A 20,150-nucleotide genomic window follows, 5' to 3' on the forward strand; every position below is an offset into this window, starting at 1 on the left:
GCATCATGTCCAGAGTGTTAGTCGGGGCCGCCGTCACGGCGCTGGTCGCCGGCCTGCTCGCTCCCGGGGCCGCGAACGCCGCCCCCAAGGGTGAGAACGACGTCACCGCACTGAAGGGCTCCAGCGCCCATCAGTGGACCGTCACCCTGATCACCGGGGACACCGTCCACCTCACCCAGGACGGCAGCGGCCGCTACACCGCGACCCCCGAGGCCCTCCGCCGCCCGGACGGCAGCACCCCGAACTTCCGGAGCGAGGCGAGCCCGGAAGGGATCTTCGTGATCCCGGACGACGCGCAGCCCGCCGTCGAGGCGGGGCTGCTGGAGCGCCGCCTGTTCGACGTGCGATACCTGGCGGCCAACGGCTTCGCCGACGACGCTGACCAGCAACTGCCGCTGATCGTGCAGTACCAGGGCAACGCGCCGCAGGCCTCGGTCGCGGCCACCGCGCAGGCCCTGCCCGCGAGCACCGCCGAGCGGTCGCTGCCCAGCATCCACGGCGCCGCAGTGGCCGTGGACAAGGACAGCGCGCCGACCTTCTGGTCCACCCTGCGCGGCCAGAGCGCCGCGACGCCCGGCAAGCAGCTCAAGTCGCTGACCGGCGGCATCGGGAAAGTCTGGCTGGACAGAAAGGTCAAGGTCGACCTCGCGGAGAGCGTGCCGCTGATCGGCGCGCCCGAGGCGTGGAAGGCCGGGTACGACGGCTCCGGCACCACCGTCGCCGTCCTCGACACCGGTGTCGACGCCGCCCACCCCGACCTGGCCGGGAAGATCGTCGCCAGCCGCAGCTTCGTCCCCGGTGAGGAAACCGACGGCCACGGCCACGGCACCCATGTCGCCGCCACCGTCGCCGGATCCGGTGCCGCCTCCGACGGCTCCCGGAAGGGCGTCGCGCCCGGCGCCAGGCTCGCCATCGGCAAGGTCCTCAGCAACGCGGGATCCGGTGAAAGCTCCGCCATCATCGCCGGCATGGAGTGGGCCGTCGGCGAGGCCAAGGCGAAGATCGTCTCGATGAGCATCGGCGGTGACCCCAGCGACGGCACGGACGTGCTCTCGCAGGCCGTCAACGAGCTCAGCGAGTCGACCGGCGCGCTGTTCGTCATCGCCGCCGGCAACGCCGGGCCCGACAAGGAGACCGTCGGCATGCCCGGCTCGGCGGCGTCGGCGCTGACCGTGGCCGCCACCGACAAGGCCGACGCACTCGCGGAGTTCTCCAGCCGGGGGCCGCGCGTCAACGACGGCGCGCTCAAGCCGGACATCGCCGCACCGGGCGTGGACATCATCGCCGCCCGCGCGGCCGGCACCACCATGGGCACCCCCGTCGACGACCTCTACACCTCGGCCTCGGGCACCTCGATGGCCACCCCGCACATCTCCGGGGCCGCGGCCATCCTCGCCCAGGTGCACCCCGACTGGCGCGGCGAACGGCTCAAGGCGGCGCTCATGTCGACCGCCAAGGACGCCGGGCACACCGTCTACCAGCAGGGCGCCGGCCGGGTCGACGTGGCCCGGGCCGTCTCCCAGAAGGTGACCGCCACCACCCCCAACGCCGACTTCGGTTACATCCCGGTCGACCACAACGAGACCGTGGACAGGACCGTCACCTACGCCAACGACGGCGACGCCGAGGTGACCCTGACGCTCGACGCCACCATGAAGGACACGACGGGCACGCTGACGACCAGCGCCCCGACGGTGACCGTCCCGGCGGGCGGAACCGCCGAGGTCACCGTCACCCTGCACCCGGACGGTCTCGTCAAGGGCAGCTACACCGGCGCCCTGGTGGCCGCCGACGCCGCGGGGGTGCACGTCACCACCCCGATCGGCCTGGTGCGCGGGCCCAAGCGGGTCCCGCTGACCGTCCACGCCATCAACAGGAACGGCCAGGCCCCGGGGGCCATGGAGTTCTTCACCGGGGCGAGCTCGGTCGACGTCCCCGACGTCTACGGCGTTCGCGGGGCTTCCTACCTGGGGGACGGCGCCTACCAGTACCTGGTCGAGCCCGGCACCTACTCCGTCTCGGCCGGCATCGTGCACCAGTCGTCCGACGGCGGGCCCGGCCCGGTCGCCACGCTGCTGAATCCCGAGGTCGTCGTCCCGGAGAGCGGGGCCGAGGTCACCCTGGACGCCCGCAAGGCCGTTCTCCTGCGCTACGACACCCCGAAGCCGATCGACCTGAGGCACGCTGTCGGCGCCATCACCACTGTGCGCACGGCATGGGACGGCAGCCCGGTGACCTCGGGGGAGATGGGCCTGCTCGGGATCGGAGACCGGTACGTCTCCCCCACCCAGAAGGTCACCAAGGGGAAGTTCCTGTTCTCGACCCGGCTCACCGCGACCAACGAGCAGGTGGCCGTGCGCGCCGTGGCCCCGCAGAAGTACTCCATCGCATCCATGACCAACGAGTACTTCGACAAGGGGCAGAGCCTGGGTCCGGAGGAGGTCCCCTTCCCGGCGGGGCTGAGCCGCCACAAGCTGGCCTACGTCGGCGCCGCCGGTCCCGAGGAGATCGCCGCCACCGACCTTCGCGGGAAGCTCGCGCTGCTCGTCGTCGGCCCGACCGGGTACTGCGAGATCCCCATCGACCGCGTCCAGCAGCTGAAGGCCGCCGGCGCCGTGGGCATCGTGCTCTTCGCCGACAGCTCGGTCACCCCCTGCCAGACCCCCGTCTCGAACCATGGAGCCGGCAAGACGGAGCTCCCGGTGGTGCAGATCACCAGGACCGCCGCGGAGAAGCTGCGTACCCAGATGGCCCGCGGCCCCGTCACCCTTGAGATCACCAGCACTCCCGACATCGACTACACCTACCAGCTGCAGGAGTACGAGGAAGGCAAGATCCCCAGCGACCTCACCTACCGCTACTCCCAGAACCGGCTGCGGACCGTGGACACCGACTTCCACACTCCGGACGGTCCTGGCGTGCAGACCGAGACCTGGCACAGCTTCAAGCCCCTGGAGACGACGTCGTTCTCGGTGGCCTTCGGCTTCACCGGACCTGCCCAGCGGCCCGAGTACTTCAGCGGGTTCTCCGCGGACACGCTCCGGTTGGGCATCGTGAACACCGGCGGCGGCGAGGCCCTCAAGATCGTCACGACGATCGAGAAGCCCGGCAAGGAGACGCGGAACTGGGGGGCGGGCGTGCTCACCCCCGGAAGCCTGATCATGCCCTCGCTGCCCGGGCAGCAATACCGGCTGGAATGCCCGATGTGCCGGGCCGGCGATATTTTCCTGGCCAATTTCAGCCTCGTGAACGGCGACGGCCGGCAGGGACGAGAGGACGTCTACTTCAGCGCCCTCGCGAAGTTGTCCAAGGACGGCCAGGCGCTCCCGCGCTACCAGGGCAGCATCTACCCGATGTACCAGCTGCCGAAGGAGGAAGGCGTCTACCGGCTCGAGCAGATCGCCCGCAGCAACAGCAACGTGTGGACGTTCCGGTCCAAGGCCCGGGCGAAGGACACCGCTACCGGCACCCACACCTGCGCGCTCCTGCCGCAGCTGACCGGACCGTGCGGGCCCCAGCCGCTGGTGTTCGTCGGCTACGACCTCGGGGACACCCAGGCGCTGGACAACAGCGTCCAGGCCGGGCGCAAGCACACGTTCGACATCGACGTGAACCACGCGCCGTCCATCGAGAAGTTGCCGGCCATCGCCGGGCTGAAGCTCTCCTACAGCACCGATGACGGCCAGACCTGGAAGAACGCGTCGGTCAAGAAGGGCAGGGACGGCGTGTACACCACCACGCTCACCTACCCGGCGCTCGCCCAGACCAAGGGCGCCGTCAGCCTCAAGGCCGAGGCGTGGGACAACGACGGCAACAAGGTCGAGCAGACCACCACCCGGGCGTTCACGCTGAGGTGAACACCCTGAAGTAGGACGATGCCGGGAGCGCGCCACGCTCCCGGCATCGTCGTTTCGGCCGGGGTGCCCAAGCGAGGCCGATGAACTCGGCCCAGGGTGTCAGGCGAGGCCGAGGGCGTTAGACGAGGCCGAGGGCGTTAGACGAGGCCGAGGGCGTTAGACGAGGCCGATGAACTCGGTCCGGCCGAGGAAGAACGCCGCCCGCACGTTGTCGGGGCCGACCAGGTCCTGGATCTCGATCGCGGCCCGGCCCGAGTTCCCGTAGCCGGCCGAGACGTCGTCGGGGACCAGCCCGCCCAGGTCGGGGTCGGTCCTGGAGAGCTCCAGGAAGTCGGTGGTGAGCAGGTCGACGAAGCCCTCGTCGAGGATCTGCGGGTCGGCCACCCGGCTCGCCGCCGCCACGTAGCCGGGATGGGCCAGGCCGTGCAGCAGCTCGTGCAGCATGGCCCGGTAGAGGGAGGGCCGCCAGGCCGCCCGCGGCCCCCATTCCGCGCCGGGCAGCAGGTCCGGCAGGTAGATCCAGCCGGTGGCCCCGTTGCGGTGCGCCGGGGTGCGGCCGATCAGGTCGCCCACCAGCGCGGCCAGCTCGGCGTCGTCGGCCAGCCACGTCCGCAGCAGGTCGTCCAGCGCCTCGCCGTCCTGGGTGTGGTCGTAGCCGAGGGCGTCCAGGGCGGCGCCGTAGGCCGGATCACGGCCGATCAGGTGCACCTGGGCGCGGAGGAAGTCCAGGCGGTTGGTGTCGTCGTCGAGCCGGGCGGCCGCGCCGATGACGCTCTCGTCGAGGGCGAAACCGTCGTTGAGCGGGCCGTCGGCGCGGGCGCCGGTGAACAGGCCGGTGTTGTCGCGCACGAAGGACTGCACGGACCGGGCGGTGCGCTCCATCCACGTCAGGTCTTCCGGCTCCGCCGGTTCGGCCGCCCACCAGGTGCGCTGCTCGGCCAGCCGGCCGGTCAGCGCGGGCAGCACGGCCGAGGTCAGCGCCGCCGGGTCGAACGGGCCGGCGGCCGCCGGCCCGTAGATCTCGGCCAGCCGCGCCAGCGCCGGGGCGGTGGGCGTCGTCAGGCTCGCGGGCAGGGCGCTCTCCAGCCAGCCGCTCAGCGTGAGGATCTCGTAGGCGTAGGGCTCGCCGGAGGTGCCGGGGTCGAAGCGGTGCTCGCGGGCCAGATCGACGAGCAGGGACGAGGCCCGCAGGCCGTCGAACTCGGGTCCGGCTCCGGCGGCGTTGCGGACCAGCAGGTTCAGGCCGTGCATGACCCATCGCTGGTCGGCCGGGTCGTACGCGGCGACGTCGATCCAGCGGGACGGGTAGTCCGCGGCCACCTCCCCCCGCAGCTCCGTCTCCAGGGAGCGGAAGGACTGTTCGGCGCCCTGCTCGGCGATCAGGTCGTCCAGCCCGGGTTCGGCGCTGGTGATCGAGTCGGGCCCGGTGAGCACGGCGTCGCGTTTGGTCTTGACGAGGGACATGGGCTCCGCTCCCTACAGGCCGATGAGCTTGGTCTCGCCCAGGAAGTAGGCGGCCTTGATGTTGTTCATGGACAGGCTGTCGGCGATCAACTGGGCGTTCGTTCCCGCGTCGGCATAGCCGAGGGTCAGGTAGGAGGGGTTCGGCTCGGCGAACTCCTCGTCACCAAGGATGATCTTGCGGGTGGCCTCGTCCTGCCGCACTACGGCGATGAGCTCGGTGAAGATCTCCACGGTGATCAGCTCGGTGAAGCCCTCGGTGAGGATCTGCTTGCGGCCGGCCACGACCGCATAGAGCTTCTCGTGGGTGAGGGCGTGCAGGAACTCGTGGATCAGGGTACGAGCCCGCCGCCAGCGGAAGTTGACCTTGCTGACCATCGCCGTGTTCTGGTACCACGGCTGCACCATGATCTTGCCCTGGCCCTTGGAGTGGCAGGCGGTGAGCTGGCTGACCGCCTTGAGATACTTCACCAATCTCGGGTCGGTGAGCAACTCGTCGTAGATGGCCTGGAGCACGAGCTTGTCCTCGCGCCGGGACGGGTCGAAGTTCGCCGCCACGAAGGGACGGCCGTAGTTCTTGCCCCAGCCGACCAGCTCGCCACGGTTCATGAGCCAGCCGAGCAGCTCCGGGCGGTCGCCGGGTTTGCTCTCCGTGCTCACCAGCTCTTTGCTGTAGGCCCAGCCCTTGTAGTAAGGACTCTCCAGGGCGGAGAGCGCGAAGTCGCCGAACCGGTCCTTCAGGAACTTCTGGATGAAGTTCCCGATCACCCCGATGTCTTCGAGCTTGTGCGGTTCGGTGAGTTTTCCCGAGTTGGTCCGCCACATCTTGTACTCGGAGCTGACCACCTTGACCAGCTCTATCCGCATCCGGTCGCGAAGGGTATGCGGATCGAGTTCCCCGATGGGCTTGTGCGGATTCGCGCCGGGGTTGTAGATGGTGATCAGCCACTCCTTCGTCCGCCGGTCCGGCATGACGCAGTCCATCAGGAGTTTCTCGCGCATCAGGCCGCCGACCTGGAGGACCTGCATCTCGAACCCTCGGTTGGGCGCGGCCATGGACATCCTGATCTGCTTGTTGGTCATCTTGATCAGGCGCTGGACGATGGCCTCGGGCCGCACCCCCAGCTTCTGGAGGGTCTCGTAGTTGTCGCTGATGAGACAGAGCGCCCGCATCAGCCACTGCGCCATGGCGGGATCGTGGTTGCCGATCGCCGCCATGAACTTCTCGCCCATCCGGAAGTTCCGCCCCAGGATCTGCATCACCCTCTGGTCGATGAACTTCGCCTCCTCGCCCTTTCTCAGGTTCTCGATCGGGGTGTAGTCCACGATGAGCGGCATCCCGTGCATGTCCATCACGTACGACACACCGGTCCCGATCTGCTGGACCGCGTCGTCGAGAGCCTCTCTGATCACCTGCTCGACCGCGTTGTCGTCATCCGGCTCGATGACCTGATCGGGGCGCCGGACCGGCTCCTTCGTCTCCTTCTGCTCCGCGGGCTTGTCGTCGGTGCGGATGATGATCTCCGGGCTGAGGGGAACGAGCACCCGGCCGCGCGGGCGGGTGGGCCCGGCCACGATCGGCTGCTGCGCCGGCCGGTTGGGGACCAGCGGGACCGTCTGCTGCGGCGTCGTGTTCGTGATGATCCGCGGCGAGGGGGGCCGCTGCACCGGTGTGGTGATCGTGTGGTTGTTGTCGCTGATCGGCGTGACGGTCTTCTTCTTTTTCCCGAAGAGACTGGGCAGCAGCTTCAGCTTGGGCTTGACCTTGTCCTTCTTCATGGCTCACCTCAGGTAGGGCGGGTAGCGGGTCCGCCGGTCCGCCCGGGGGCGGACCGGCGATGTCGCGATGTCAGCCGGCGCGGTAGGTCAGGACCAGGCCGACGTTGATCAGGGCCTCCCGCTCGCCGTCCACGGTCAGCGTCCACTCCCCGGCCCGCAGGCCGGGGATGCGCAGCGCCTTGCCGTCGTCGATGAGCTGCCCGTTCAGGCGCAGCCGGGCCGAGCCCCAGTCGGCCACGTCGTAGCGCGCGTACATGCCGGTGATCTGGTCCCCGATCATGTCGGCGAACATCTCCGGCACGATCGGCAACACCAGATCGCCGCCGTCGGCGAAGACCTGCCACTGCTCGGGGAACTCGCCCGCCACGTCGATGTAGCGGGCCGCCGCGTACGGCCGCCGCATCCCGCGCACCGCGTTGGCGAACACGTCGCCGCCCTGCTCGGCGGTGTACTTGACCAGCAGGGTCACGTCGAACAGGTCGTAGGGACGCCGGCCGGTGATCTCCATGCGCCACGTCGAGACCGCGCCCGTGCCCTCGAAGGGCAGGTAGCGCTCGTCGTCGAAGCGCAGCTCGAACAGGCCGTTGTTGTCGCGGTGCTCCTCGGTGTCGGACAGGGCGATCTGCTGGCTGGGCCGCCAGTCCGACCGGACCGACGCGGGCGCGTCCCCCTTGGCGTCGAGCAGGTAACGCACTGCCTTGGCGTCGGGGGTGAGCACCGTCTTGTGACCGGTCTGGGTGAGCACGGCGTTGACGTCGAGCTGCCCTTCCGGCCCGGCGAACACGACCGAGACGGTCTTGACCCGCCGCCGGTAGTGCCCGGGGAAGTCCCGGTCGAACAACTCCTCGGTCAGCGTGAACTCGCAGCGGCCCTCGTTCTTCAGCGCGAGCACCGCGAGCGGGTCGAGCTGGAGCAGGGAGATCCGCTTGGTGATCTCCAGGCCGCGGTTGTCGGAGGAGGTGTAGGCGTGGCCGAGGCGTTCGACGTCCACCGCCAGGGCCTCCCCGGCCAGCAGGCCGCCCCGCCGGCTCTCCCAGTAGACCGGCTGGATGTACGACTCCGACGCGCCACGTTCGAACTGGTAGGCGCGCTCGGCCGCCTTGGCGATCTCGTGGGCCAGGCCGTAGGAGGCGAAGTACATCGTCGCCAGGCGGCCGGCCTGCCACTGGTAGAGCTCGGCGCTGGTGAACTTGCCGGACAGGAACGTGGCCACGGCCTCCAGGTCGGTGATCTCCTGATCGGTGATCTCCAGCTCGCGCCGGGCGGACAGCAGGCTCGCCTCGGCGGCGGCGATCTGGTGGCCCAGCTCGCGCTGGTCGGCCTTGGCCAGCATGACCTGGAAGTTCCAGTCGCCCTCCTGGCGTTCCTGTTCGACGCGGGCGCCGTACAGCTCGCCGAGGACGCTGAAGGCCTCGCCGAGGGTTTCGGCGATCTCGGCGCCGGTGTCCAGCACCTTGCCGACCTGCTCGCCGCCGATCATGGTGCCCAGGATGAACGGACCGGCCAGGACCTGCGGGGCCGCGTAGGCGATGGCGGCGCCGATCTTCAGCCCGGCGGCGGCGAAGTGCGAGTTGACGCCGTGGGTCATCGCGCTGATCTGGGACTGCTGCAGCGAGGTGAGGCCCGCCTCGATGAGCTTCTCGTAGTACTCCTGCCGGGCCGCGGCGGCCTGGCGGGACGCCTCGACCTGGGCGAGGTACTCGGTGGCCGACTCGACCTGGGCCTCGCGGACCGCCCGCGTCATCTGCCGGATGTTGCCCTCCTGCCGGGTCTGCAGCAGGGTCAGCTCCTCGGCGTCACGGCGTTCGAGCACGCCCAGGAGCTCGCCGCCGAAGCCGCGCAGCCGATCGACCAGGTCCTGCGCCTTGCGGTACAGGAAGCCGAACCGGTAGTGCGGGACCGGCGCCGACAACCCGGCCGTGACCTGGTCGGGGGTCAGCCCGGCCGCGGCGCCCCGGACCAGGGCCATCACGTCGGCGGGCGGCTCGAACAGGGGCAGCGGGCGGCTGACGCCCAGGATGTCGAGTGAGGCCCTGATCTTGCGGAGCCGGTCCTCGACCCGGTCCCAGTAGTCGCCCAGCATCGTGTTGCCGGGGATGAAGAAGTAGGGGTTGGCCACGCCGCGGTGGATGGCCCCCATGCCGTCGAGCAGCGTGCCGCCTGCGGTGACGACCTCGGCGGCCACGCCGTCGGACGCGGCCGGGTCGAGCTCGTCGTAGGTCTTCGCCTGGGACAGGTGACGCGGGCCGACACTCTGCGGGCGCCGGCCGAGCAGGTCGTAGGCCAGGATGTAGAGCATCCTGGCCTCGTCGAGGCTCTCCATCGTGTACTGGCGGAACAGCAGGTCGCCCCAGTCGAGCACGTTGTCGAGATAGGCCATCACGACGGCCCGGCGATAGGCGGCCGGGCGCAGCTCCGCGATGGCGTGCGGGTCGAACGGGTCGTCCCGGTAGGCCCGCAGCAGGGCCTCGTGGTCGCCCATCAGGTCGTACTGGCGGCGCAGGCGGGCGATCATGCCCATCTTCTCGCGCAGCCGGTCGTGCACCTCGAACGGCCGGGCCCGGTCGGCCAGGCCGTCCAGCAGGTCCAGGTCGGCGGTGGTGGCCGCGCGGGCGTGCTCGAAGACCGGGGCCAGCGACTCGACGTCGGCCAGGATCGGGCGCAGGTCCTGGCCGACCTCCGCGGGCAGGTTCGCCAGGTCGATCCGGCAGCCGGCGACCAGCGCCCGCAGGTCGATCGCGAGGAAGGGCAGGAAACGCCAGTAGCGGTCCGCCTCGGTGGGGTCGAAGACGTACTCGTACCAGGTCTTGGCGTCGGCGAAACGCTGGGCGGCGTTGAGCGCCTGGGCGATGAGCAGCGGCGCGTGGAAGAAGATCTCCCAGTAGTAGCGGCCGCCCGCGCTCTGGAAGTCCAGGTGTGTGCTGACCGGCACGCCGGCGACCTCGGGCTGCACCAGGATCGTGGTGGAGCCCGCCGTCTCGGTGCTGAAGGCGGGCAGCTCGTCGATCTCCTGGGTCTCCGGGGCCAGCAGCGCGGGCACGCCGCCGACCAGGAGCCTGCGATTGAGCTCGAACGCCGTGCTGGAGGTCAGCCGGACGATCTCGTGCGGCAGCGTGACGAACTCGTAGGGGCGCAGCAGCACGCCGGTCTTGGGATAGACGGCGTACCGGCTGCCGAGGAACAGGTACAGCTCCGACGCGGTGTCCAGCGCGCCGCTGTAGGCGGTGGTGAAGTCGGGCGGCAGCGAGCGCCAGTTGCCCTCGATCGGGATGAAGTCGCCCAGCTTCGCGGGGTCCTGGGCGGCGGGGATGACGGAGTACTCCGTGCCGCTGAGGATGTAGCGCTGGTCACCGCGCTGGAAGACGGCGTCCACGGCGCGCGGCAGCGCCTGCGGGTAGCCGGGGTCGGTGAGCTCCGGGATGTCGGTGCCGTCGACGGTGTAGCGGTAATACTCCCGGCCGCTGGTCAGGAACAGGTGGTCGCCGGACACCCAGGCCGCGCCGACCGCCCCGGTCGTGTTGAGCGCCGTGGCGATCTTGCCGAGCGCGCGGCTCTGGTGCTGGGTGGCGTCGGTGCCGACGGTGTAGGTCTCTTCGCCGAAGAAGTACGGCGTCCCGTTCACGTCGGCCGCCGCCCGGAGCGTCGTGGGCAGTTGGTCGGGATTGTCCTTGAGCTCGTGCGTGTAGTCGTCGTCGGAGCGGCCGGAGGTGACCTTCGTGTACGCCTCACCGTGGATCAGGAACAGCGCGCCGCCCTTGACCAGCGCGGCCCGCACGCGGGCCCGCTCCGGGATCGGCCACCTGTCGCGCGGCCGGCCGGTGCTCAGGTTGCCGGTCGTCACGTCGCGCTGGACGTGGTCGTCGCCGTTGACGAAGTATTCCGCGCCCTTCCAGGTGAACACGGCGCCCATCGTGGTCCAGCGCGGGATCTTCTCGTCGTTGGTGCTGAGCTGCTTGGGGTAGCCCAGATCCATCCGCGCGTCCACCAGGGCTCCCTGGTAGCGGTAGTACTCGTTGCCGGTGAACACGTAGGTGAACTCGCCGCGTACCAGCACCGCGTCGACCCGGCCGTTCTTGCCCAGCTCACGGTCGGGCACGTTGCCCCAGCGGCTCGCGGTCGGCTCGGCGGCCGGCTCGGCGCTCGCCTTGGCCCTCGACTTCGCCCTCGCCTTCGTCTTCGCCGTGCTGGGCTGGGTGGTGACCAGGAACTCGGCGGGTTCGGTGGCGTTGGTGAAGAAGTAGCGGTCCCCGAGTTCGAACGCGGCGTCGATGCTCGTCCATTCGGGCAGCCGCTTGCCGTTGTCCTTGAGGTCCTGCACCGGCGGGTCTCCGCCGGGGTCGGCGATGACCGGGCGCACCAGGAAGCTGCCGCCCTTGTGGTCGACGCTGAACCAGGGCCCGTCGGACGATCCGGCCGGCATGTTGAACGGGACGACCGCGCCGACCGGCTCGGCGAAGACCTTGCCGGCGTCGATCGGCGTGGCGGGCTGCGTGGGCTTGTCGATCGGCAGGGCGTACAGCTCGGGGGTGAGCACGAACGAGGAGTCGTGCTTCTCCTCGCCGATCGTGTACGCGCAGGAGACCACGATCGAGTCGTGCGTGTCCGCGCCCGGGACGGTGGCCGAGGCCTGCACGAACATGGACTCGACGGTGACGACGCCGTCGTGCGGCGGCCCCGGCGGCAACGCCTGCGGAGCGACCCACTCGCGGTTGAGGTTCTGGAAGGAGTAGAAGATCCGCACCCGGTGCTGGGGCGGCGGCGCCGAGACGTTCTGGTGGTCGCCGTCCGTCCTGGTGGTGATGACGGTCTTCCCGGTGTCGGGCGCGACCGCCTCCATCAGGCTCCAGAAGACGAAGACGCGGCCGAAGGCGTGCACGGGCTCGACCCGTTCGGCGTCGATCTGCACGTCCACCTGGTCCCACGGCTCCCAGCTCGCCGACAGGCGCTCGCTGTCGTGGAACGCGGCCTCCCGGAAGTACCAGCGACGCGGATCGGTGCGGGTCCGGCCGAAGAGCACGAGCCGGCGGGTCCCGCCGGTGTCCTCGTCGGCGCGGTAGACGTAGGCCCCGGCGATGGCCAGGCGGCTGACCTCGGTGTACTCGTCGAGGTAGCGCTTGTAGGCGCCCTGGACCGTGTCGGCGGTGATCTCGCCCTGCAGCAGGTCGTCCTCCAGCGCCTTGAACGCGGGCGTCTTGGTGTCGCGCAGCTCGGGGCGGAGGTAGTTCTCCGGGTAGAGGAAGACCTTCCGGTTGGCCTCCCAGATCCGGTAGTTCTTCAGCCACTGCCACCAGGTGCGCAGCTTCGGCTTGACGTCCTCCTCCGCGCTCAGCTCCTCCAGGTCCAGGAGGTAGCGGTGCAGGTAGAGCTGGGTGGCCGCGATGGCCTCGCGCACCCGCGAGGTGGTGCCCTCACGCCCCATCTCGATGTCGATGAGGGCGTGCTCGTAGATCTCGGCCGCGTCGGCCAGATCGGGGTGCAGGTGCAGCACCGCCGGGACCAGCGCGTCGCGCCTGCGCACGTTGAGGTCGTTGTGCGCGAGCGGGACCGCCGCCTCGGGCAGCAGGGCCAGAAGGGTGTCGGCGGTGGCGCCGTGCAGCGCCGACGGGCCGGCGCCCATCCTGGCGGCGACCGCGAACAGGCGGGTGAGCTTGAGCAGGAACTCGATCTCGAACCGGTCCTCCTCGGCGGGGAACTCGGTGATCAGGCGTGCGTTGCGCTTGACCCAGCGCAACTCGTCGAGGTCCCACGGGAACAGCTCGCACAGCCGCTCGTACGGCTCCGCCGCGCCCTTGGCCAGCAGCCCGGCCAGGCCGGGGTGGCGCCGGCTGAGATCGGCGAAGGCGACGATGGTGTGCATGTCGGTCAGGCGATAGTCGGCCGCGTCGGACCAGCGGTGCCTGAACGGTTGCGGGAAGGTGCGGTCGAGCACGTCCAGGCGGCCCGAATAGCGCACGTACTGGTCGTTCTTGGCCAGGTAGACGGCTTCGCCCAGGGTGAAGGCGCCGGTGATGCCCTCCTCGAACGGCTGCGGCAGATCGCCCCAGTCGTCGTCGATGGTGCGCGGGTAGCCCGGCTCGGCGAGGTCGAGCTTGCCGGGCAGGTAGCGCACGTACTGGTCGCCGGCGAAGGCGTACAGCTCGCCCTTGCGGCCGACGAACGCGGCGTCGATGAACGGGGTGGCCGCGAACGTGTTGCGGATGCGGCCGAACCGGGCGCTGACGAGGTCGGCGGCGCCGTCCACGGTGAAGCGGGCGCCCTTGAAGAAGTAGACCTTGCCGTCCTTCAGGAACGCGGCGTCCACGCCGTCCTCGAACTCGGCCGGCAGAGCTCCCCAGTCGCCCTCGATCGTGCGGGGGTAGCCCTCGTCCACGTAGCGGTAGTCGGCGCCGGTGTAGCGGACGTACTGGTCGCCGGAGAACAGGAAGGTGTGCCGGTCGCGTACCAGCGCGGCGTCGACCTTCTTGCGGTCGGCGATCGTGTTGCGCACCTTGCCCAGCAGGCTGATCGGGTACGTCGCCACCGGCGACGTCGAGACCGCGTGCACGAGGGGGCCGGTGACCAGGCAGGCGGTGCGGCCGCCCGCCACCGCCGCGTCCACGCCGTGCTGGGCGACGGCGTCGTCGAAGGACTCGGGCAACCCGGCGAAGGCCGCCTCCCTGCGGAGCTCGCGCACGACGGGCTTGGGGTAGCCGGCGTCCACGTAGCGGTAGCCGGGACCGGTGTAGCGGACGTACCGGCTGCCGCCGAAGAGGTAGGTGTGGCCGCCGAAGACCACCGCCGCGTCCACGGCCGAGCCGAACGGGTTGACCGAGCGGCCCCAGCGCTCGCGGATCTGGACCGGCGCGGTGAACGCGCGGCCGGCGTAGGTGGTGAAGGTCTCGGTGAAGAAGAAGTGGGTCGCCCCGTCGGACCCGGTGAAGGCCGTCCGCAGCCGGTCGCCGGTCGCGACGGTGAAGCCGCGCCAGACGCGCTCGATCGGCCGCGGGTAGGACCACTGGCCGGTGGCCTCGCTGAATTGCACGCAGCGCTCGCCGCTGAGCAGCACCATCGTCTGGTTCTCGAACAACACCGCGTCGGGCATGGGGAACCCGTCCGGCGCCTTCCAGAACGTCTCGTCGGTGATCAGCGGGTAGCCGGGGTCGGGACGCTCGTAGGGGCCCTCCTCGCCGGTGTAGACCAGATAACGCGTCGTGCCGTCGGGGCCCGGCCGCTCGAACAGGTACGTCGTGCCGCCACGGTGGTAGGCCAGCGCGACATTGGTCAGCCCGCCCCAGTGCTCGGCGATGGACTTCGGCTCGCCGTCGATGACGGCCGCCGAGTCGCCGTAGACGACGAACTGGTCCCCGCTGAACAGGTAGGTCCTGCCGTCCCGCCCGATGAACGCCGCGTCCACCGCATTGTCCTGATAAATCGTGTTACGCGGGCGGCCCCACTCCTCGTCGAGCGGATAGTCCTTGCCGATGGCCGTGTTGAAGCACATCGTGCCCTTGAACAGGTAGGTGTTCCCGTCGGCCCCGGTCAGCACGGCGTCGAGGCCGTCCCGGTAACCCTCGGGGACGCCGCGCAGCGCCGGCGGCCGGACCGGCTCGCCGCGCACGGGCCCCTCCAGGGCGTGCTGCCGCCGCCAGCCCTGGTCGGTCTGCACCATGATCGAGCCCTGGTCGGCGTAGGCGGCCGTGATGCCGGGCAGCTCATAGCAGCGGTAGCGGCCGTCGGAGACGGCGTGCCACTGGCCGTCCCTGAACAGGTAGACGGTGCGCCGGTCGGCGAACGCCGCGTCCACCCCGTCGAGGGTGACCTTCAGCGCCCCCAGGCGGGGCTCCTTGGCCAGCGCCGACAGGGCGCGCGGATAGCCGTCCTCGATCGCCCGGTAGTCGTGGTCGCGGTAGCGGACGTACTGGGAGCCGCTGAACAGGTAGGTGTAGGTGTGGGTGACGTCGGCGCCGTCGATCTTCTCGGTCACGTCCATGACCAGGGTGGCGTCGACCCGGCCGGTGCGCTGGATCGTGTTGGCGACGTTGCCCCAGAAATGCGCGGTGTCCGCCGGATAGCGGTCGTCGATCTCGGTGTAGTCGGCGGTGGAGTAGCGGACGTACTGATCGTCGGAGAAGACGTAGGTCTTGCCGTCCTTGCCGACGAACGCGGCGTCCACGTGGCGGAACGGAATGCTGTCCCAGCGCGCGAGCAGGTCCCTGGGCTCCGACCACCAGCGGTGCCGGTGGTCGAAGACGGCGAATTGGCCACCGCTGAACAGGCAGGTCTGGTTGTCTCCCCCGGTGAAGACCGCGTCCACGCTGGTGAACGCGTCGGGCAGGTTCAGCCAGTTCTCCGCCAGCGGCTTGGGGAACCCCTCGTCCGGCTTGGTGTAGTCGCGGGTGGAGTAGCGCACGTAGAACGGGGTGTCGTCGCCGTAGACCCGGAGGCGGTCACCGGCGCGGCGCAGGGTCAGCACGATGCCGCCCTCGGCGCTCACCCGCCACTCGGGCGAGGCGCCGGTCACGGCGGCGGCCGGGCCGACGGCCACGCCGTGGTCCTGCAGGCGGCGGCGGAGCGCGGGCGAGCAGGCGCCGTCGGCCAGTCCGGCGTCGAAGGCGGCGGGCAGATCGAGGATCAGCCCGACCGGGCCGAACAGGTGGGCCGAGCCGTCCATCACGAAGGCGGCGTCCACCCGGTCGAGCCCGCCCCAGTCGCCGGTGACGGCGCGCGGATAGCCGAGGTCGACGACGGAGTAGTCGGCGCTGGAGTAACGGATGTAGCGGTCGCCGCTGAACAGGTAGGTCTTGCCGTCGAGCCCGACGAACGCGGCGTCCACCCGGCCGCGGGGCAGCACGTCGGCCTGCAGCCCCCACTTCTCGGCGGTCGGCGTCACCTCGGGCACGCCGGACTCACCGGACTCGCCGGGCCCGCTGAGGGCGGTGGTCTTGCCGTTCTTGAACAGGTGGACGGTCCCGGAGCCGTCCTCGAAGGCCGCCTCGACCGCGCCCTCGAACTCGACGGGCACGTCGGACCGCCACGTCTCGATGCGCCGCGGGTAACCTTCGGCCACCCGGACGCCGTCGTTCTCCGGGTTGTCGGTGTAGCGCACCACCTGGTTGCCGGCGAACAGCAGGTAGCCATCGCCGTCGGCGTAGGCCGCGTCGATGCGCTCGGCGCCGTCGAAGGCGTTGAGCACGCGGCCCCACCGCTCGGTGAGCGGCCGCTCGGTGACCCCGTCGAAGGCGCGGTCGCCGGACAGGACGTAGGTGCTGCCGTCGTGGCCGTGGAAGACGGCGTCGACCGCGTCCCGGAACGCCTCGGGCAGCGGGGTCTCGCCCTGCCACCACTCGGTGATCGCCCTCGGGTAGCCCTCGTCGGCGTCGCCGTAGTCGTCGCCGGAGTAGCGCAGGTACTGGTCGCCGGCGAACAGGTGGGTGCGGCCCTCGGCGTCCACGTAGGCGCCGTCGATCTTCTTGGGGTCGGCGAAGTTGTTGCGCACCTTGCCCCAGACCCGCTCCTTCGGCGCCCAGCGGGTGCCGCCGGGCTCGCGGGTGAAGCACAACGAGACATCGGGGTAACCCCGGCCGACGATCCACTCGGTGCCGTCGGGCAGGGTGAAGGCCGCGTCGATCGCGGACAGGCCGGCGAAGTGGGGTGACAGCTCGGTCAGCGGCTTCTCCCTGGTGTCGGTCAGGGCCAGGGTCCGGGCCGAGTAGGTCCAGTAGACGCTGTCGTGGAACAGGTAGATGACGCCGTCGTGGCCGGTCAGCAGCGCGTCGAAGCGGTCATGGCCGGGCGGCAGGACCAGCGGCTCGGGGAACTTGCCGACCAGGTCCTGATCGTGGAAGGCCACGGTGACCTCGTCGGCGTCCAGGCCGAGCTTGCCGGCCAGCCGGGCGAAGCGGCGTAAGCGCCGGTAGACCCGCCGGAAGTCGGGCCCGGCCGTGCCGCCGTCGAGTGCGGGGGCCACCAGCACGTCGAGCGCGCCGGGCGCCACGGCCGCGCCGATCGCCTCGATGACGGGGCCGGACACGCCGAACACGTCCTGGAGCAGGGTGAGCAGGGCGTCGTGCTGGATCGTGGCCAGGTCCCCGAGCACGCCGGCCAGCTCGCCGATGGCGGCCACCTGCTCCTTGGCCACCGCGTGCAGCAGGAAGAAGACGTCCTTGGCGTAGTCGTCCACGCCGGGCAGGGTGAAGTCGACCGCGCTGGTGACGGTGCGGAAGTAGGCCAGCCGGCGCTCGGGCACGCTCAGGGTCTCGGTCAGGTGCCCGGCGTCGATGAGCATCGTGACCAGGCGGGAGCGCTCGTCGTCGTCGAAGCCGAGCTCGGTGACGGCGGCGAGGTCGAGGCGGTAGGGCGCCTGGCCCCGCGTGATGTCCGCGATGCGCGCGAAGACCAGCTCCCCGTCCTCGCCGGTGAAGCCGTCACCCAGGTCGAAGGTGCCTTCGACGTCGTCGAACTCGTGGCGTACCTCCTCCTTGACGCGGCCGTCGTCGGTGACCTCGCCCGCCAGCCGTCCGACGACCCGGGCGGCCATGGCGTCGTCGGCCAGGCCGGTGAAGTCGGCGGGGGTGAACAGGTACGCCTCGGCCTTGGCCGCCGCGAGCTGGGCCTGCATCGCGCCCAGCACGATGCGCCGTACCGGGTAGAACTCCAGGGCGAGGCCGAGGTCGGCGAGGTCGAGCGCGGCCACCGCGGCCTTGTCGCGGTAGACGCCCGCCTCGTCGACGACGCCGTTGAAGCGCAGGCTCTCGGTGAGCGCGGCGAACCGCTCGGCGGTCAGCTCCAGCTCGCCGAAGGCGGCCGGGTCGAGCGGGATCCGGGCCGTCCTGTAGCCCTCGACCCGCGCCTTGAACAGGGCCAGCACGGGGGGCTCGACGTCGTCGAGCGGCGCGTCCACGCGGAAGCCGGCGGCCTGCTCGGGATCGGCGAACAGCTCGGGGTCGAGGACCTCGCCGTCCTCGGTGAGGTAGCCGTTGTGCACCAGGTTGTCGTAGAGCTCGGCGCGGTCGGCGTCGGACAGTTGCGGCAGGGCGGCGGCCAGGTCGGAGGGGTAGAAGAGGCCGTCAAGCCCGGCGATGAGACCGAACAGGGTCTCCCGGAACATGCCGAAGCTGCCGGCCAGGGTCAGCTCCATGGGCAGCTCTTCGGTGGCGAGCAGCCCGTCGGGCTGGACGACGCCCCGGATGACGAGGTTGGCGTAGATCTTGCCGGCCAGCCGGTCGCCCAGGCCCAGGCCGCGGAAGTCGCCCTCGGTCAGCAGGGCGAGGTCGCCGACCGCGTGGTAGGCGGCGGTGACCACGGTGGCGGGGTCGATCCGCAGCAGGCGCGGGTCGTGCGGGGACACCACGCCGTCGGTGTACGTGGTCAGCACCCCGTGCAGGACGTGCGCGGCCCGCTCGTCGAACCGGTCGGAGATCAGCACCTCGGGGATCAGCGCCACGCCGGCGAACTGCTCGGCGATCCCGGCGATGACCTGGGCCTGCTCCTCCTCCGACTCGGGCGTGGCCGGCTCGCCGAGGATGGCGGTGAGGTCGTCGCCGGCGAACCCCCACGTCCGCATCCAGGCCACGACCTCGAACACCGTCTGGGCCAGCCAGAGCGAGCCGGCCGGGTCCTCGTCGCTTTCGAGCAGGCGGTGGACGCCGGGCCGGCCGTCGAGCACCGGCAGCACCGGGAAGGTCGAGTGGCGCTCGATGGCCGGGTCGGCCTCCAGCGCGGCCAGCACGGTGAACAGCTCCTCGACGGACATGCCGAGGGCGCCGGTCAGCCGGGCCACCCGGTGCAGCACGACCAGGCCGGGCCGGCCGATGCCCCGGTCGAACGGGCTCTCTTCGAGCGGGCCCGCGTACCGCGCGCGGAGGCGACGGACCACCTCGACAATCTCTGTCTCCGCCAAGTCAATGGAACGTGCCAAATTACGGCGATACGGACGGTTCTGGGGCGCCAGAATGTCCCCGGCGGGGAACGGGCCGTCCTTGATCTCGTGGGGCAGCGTCGCGGTGATGAGCGCCTCGATCAGGTCGAACGGCACGTCGTGGGTGCGGTGCAGGTGGATCGCGGCGGCCACGGCACGCAGCGCGACCGGCTGCAGCCCGGTGGAGACGGCGGCGGTCACCCGATCGAGGTCGGTGAACGACAACCCCGTCCTGCGGGCCAGCCGGATGAAGCGGTGAGCGCGGTCCAGCCACTCGTCGGGCGGCGGCCCGCCGGGACGCAGCACGAGCGTGCGGTCGTCGTCGCCGACGTCGACGACGGCGCCCTGGTGCACCCAGAACCCGCTCCGGGACCGCTTCAGCTCGGGGTCCTGGTAGAGCAGCTCGCGCAGTTCCTCGCCGGTCAGCGAGGTCGCGGTCAGGAACCGGTCGACGTCGTACAGCACGGAGATCAGCTCCCCCTCGGCCAGGCCGTACGCCTTGGCCAGGGAGGGGGCGTCGGGGCCCGGGACGGAGAGGAGGTCGACGTCCTCCGTGGTCAGCCCGAGGTAGTCGCGGGTCACCCGGTCGCGGTCGACCGTGGCGGCGAACAGCCGGTAGAACTCGACCGGGTCGGCACCCAGGTACTTCAGGTAGGTGGTGAACCGCGCGGCGTCGAGGGTGAACAGGTCGTACGGATGCCCGAGCGCCTTCATCTCCTCGTACGGCCGCTCGCCCACCAGGGCTTCGAGCACCTCGTTGACGATGTCGAGGTAGGGCAGCGCGGTGAAGGTGCCGTCCGCGTCGAGTTTGACCTTCCCGATGCCCGGCCGGCGCCGCAGCAGGGAGACGTCGTGGAAGGTCGCCCGAAGGAAGGTGAGCAGGTCGGTGAGATAGGCCGCCGGCGAATAGACCGACCGGGCCTCATCTCCTGCCCGCAGGTCGAGTTGTCCGAAAAGACGTTGATAGCTCGGTAATGAGGCATCGCTGCGCACGCGAAAGGTCCCCTCCGTGAGTAAGCCCCCGATTCGGCCGCCTTATGCTCGCCGATCCGGAGAAGAAGGGCTATCTACCCGGATGGTGACACCTTTGCTCCATTTGGTTTCCCGCCGAAGATTCCAGTTCAGGGCACCTGAGGGGGGCGGTGACAGTCCGTTCA

The 20,150-nt window shown here is 70.5% G+C and carries 4 protein-coding genes; 1 reads left to right on the forward strand and 3 read right to left on the reverse strand.

All coding sequences use genetic code 11. The features are described 5' to 3' along the window. The first annotated feature begins 5 nt into the window (after positions 1 to 5). Positions 6 to 3,857 (forward strand): S8 family serine peptidase, encoded by a 3,852-nt coding sequence (locus ACWD0F_RS42850; protein ID WP_449887433.1) that lies wholly within the window; start codon positions 6 to 8, stop codon positions 3,855 to 3,857. Positions 3,858 to 4,013: 156 nt separating this feature from the next. Here the strand turns inward: ACWD0F_RS42850 and ACWD0F_RS42855 are convergent, their stop codons facing one another. The 3 genes from ACWD0F_RS42855 to ACWD0F_RS42865 all read right to left on the reverse strand — a co-directional run bounded on the left by ACWD0F_RS42855 (position 4,014) and on the right by ACWD0F_RS42865 (position 19,986). After that, positions 4,014 to 5,321, reverse strand: a complete 1,308-nt coding sequence (locus ACWD0F_RS42855) for a hypothetical protein (RefSeq protein ID WP_449887435.1) — start codon at positions 5,319 to 5,321, stop codon at positions 4,014 to 4,016. A 12-nt stretch (positions 5,322 to 5,333) separates the two neighbouring features. Then, positions 5,334 to 7,097, reverse strand: a complete 1,764-nt coding sequence (locus ACWD0F_RS42860) for a hypothetical protein (protein WP_449887437.1) — start codon at positions 7,095 to 7,097, stop codon at positions 5,334 to 5,336. Between the two features lie 70 nt (positions 7,098 to 7,167). After that, a complete protein-coding gene (locus ACWD0F_RS42865) occupies positions 7,168 to 19,986 on the reverse strand; it encodes a hemopexin repeat-containing protein (protein ID WP_449887439.1) in 12,819 nt (4,272 codons plus the stop codon). Between the last annotated feature and the right edge of the window lie 164 nt (positions 19,987 to 20,150).

It is taken from the genome of Nonomuraea sp. NPDC002799, from assembly GCF_053592075.1.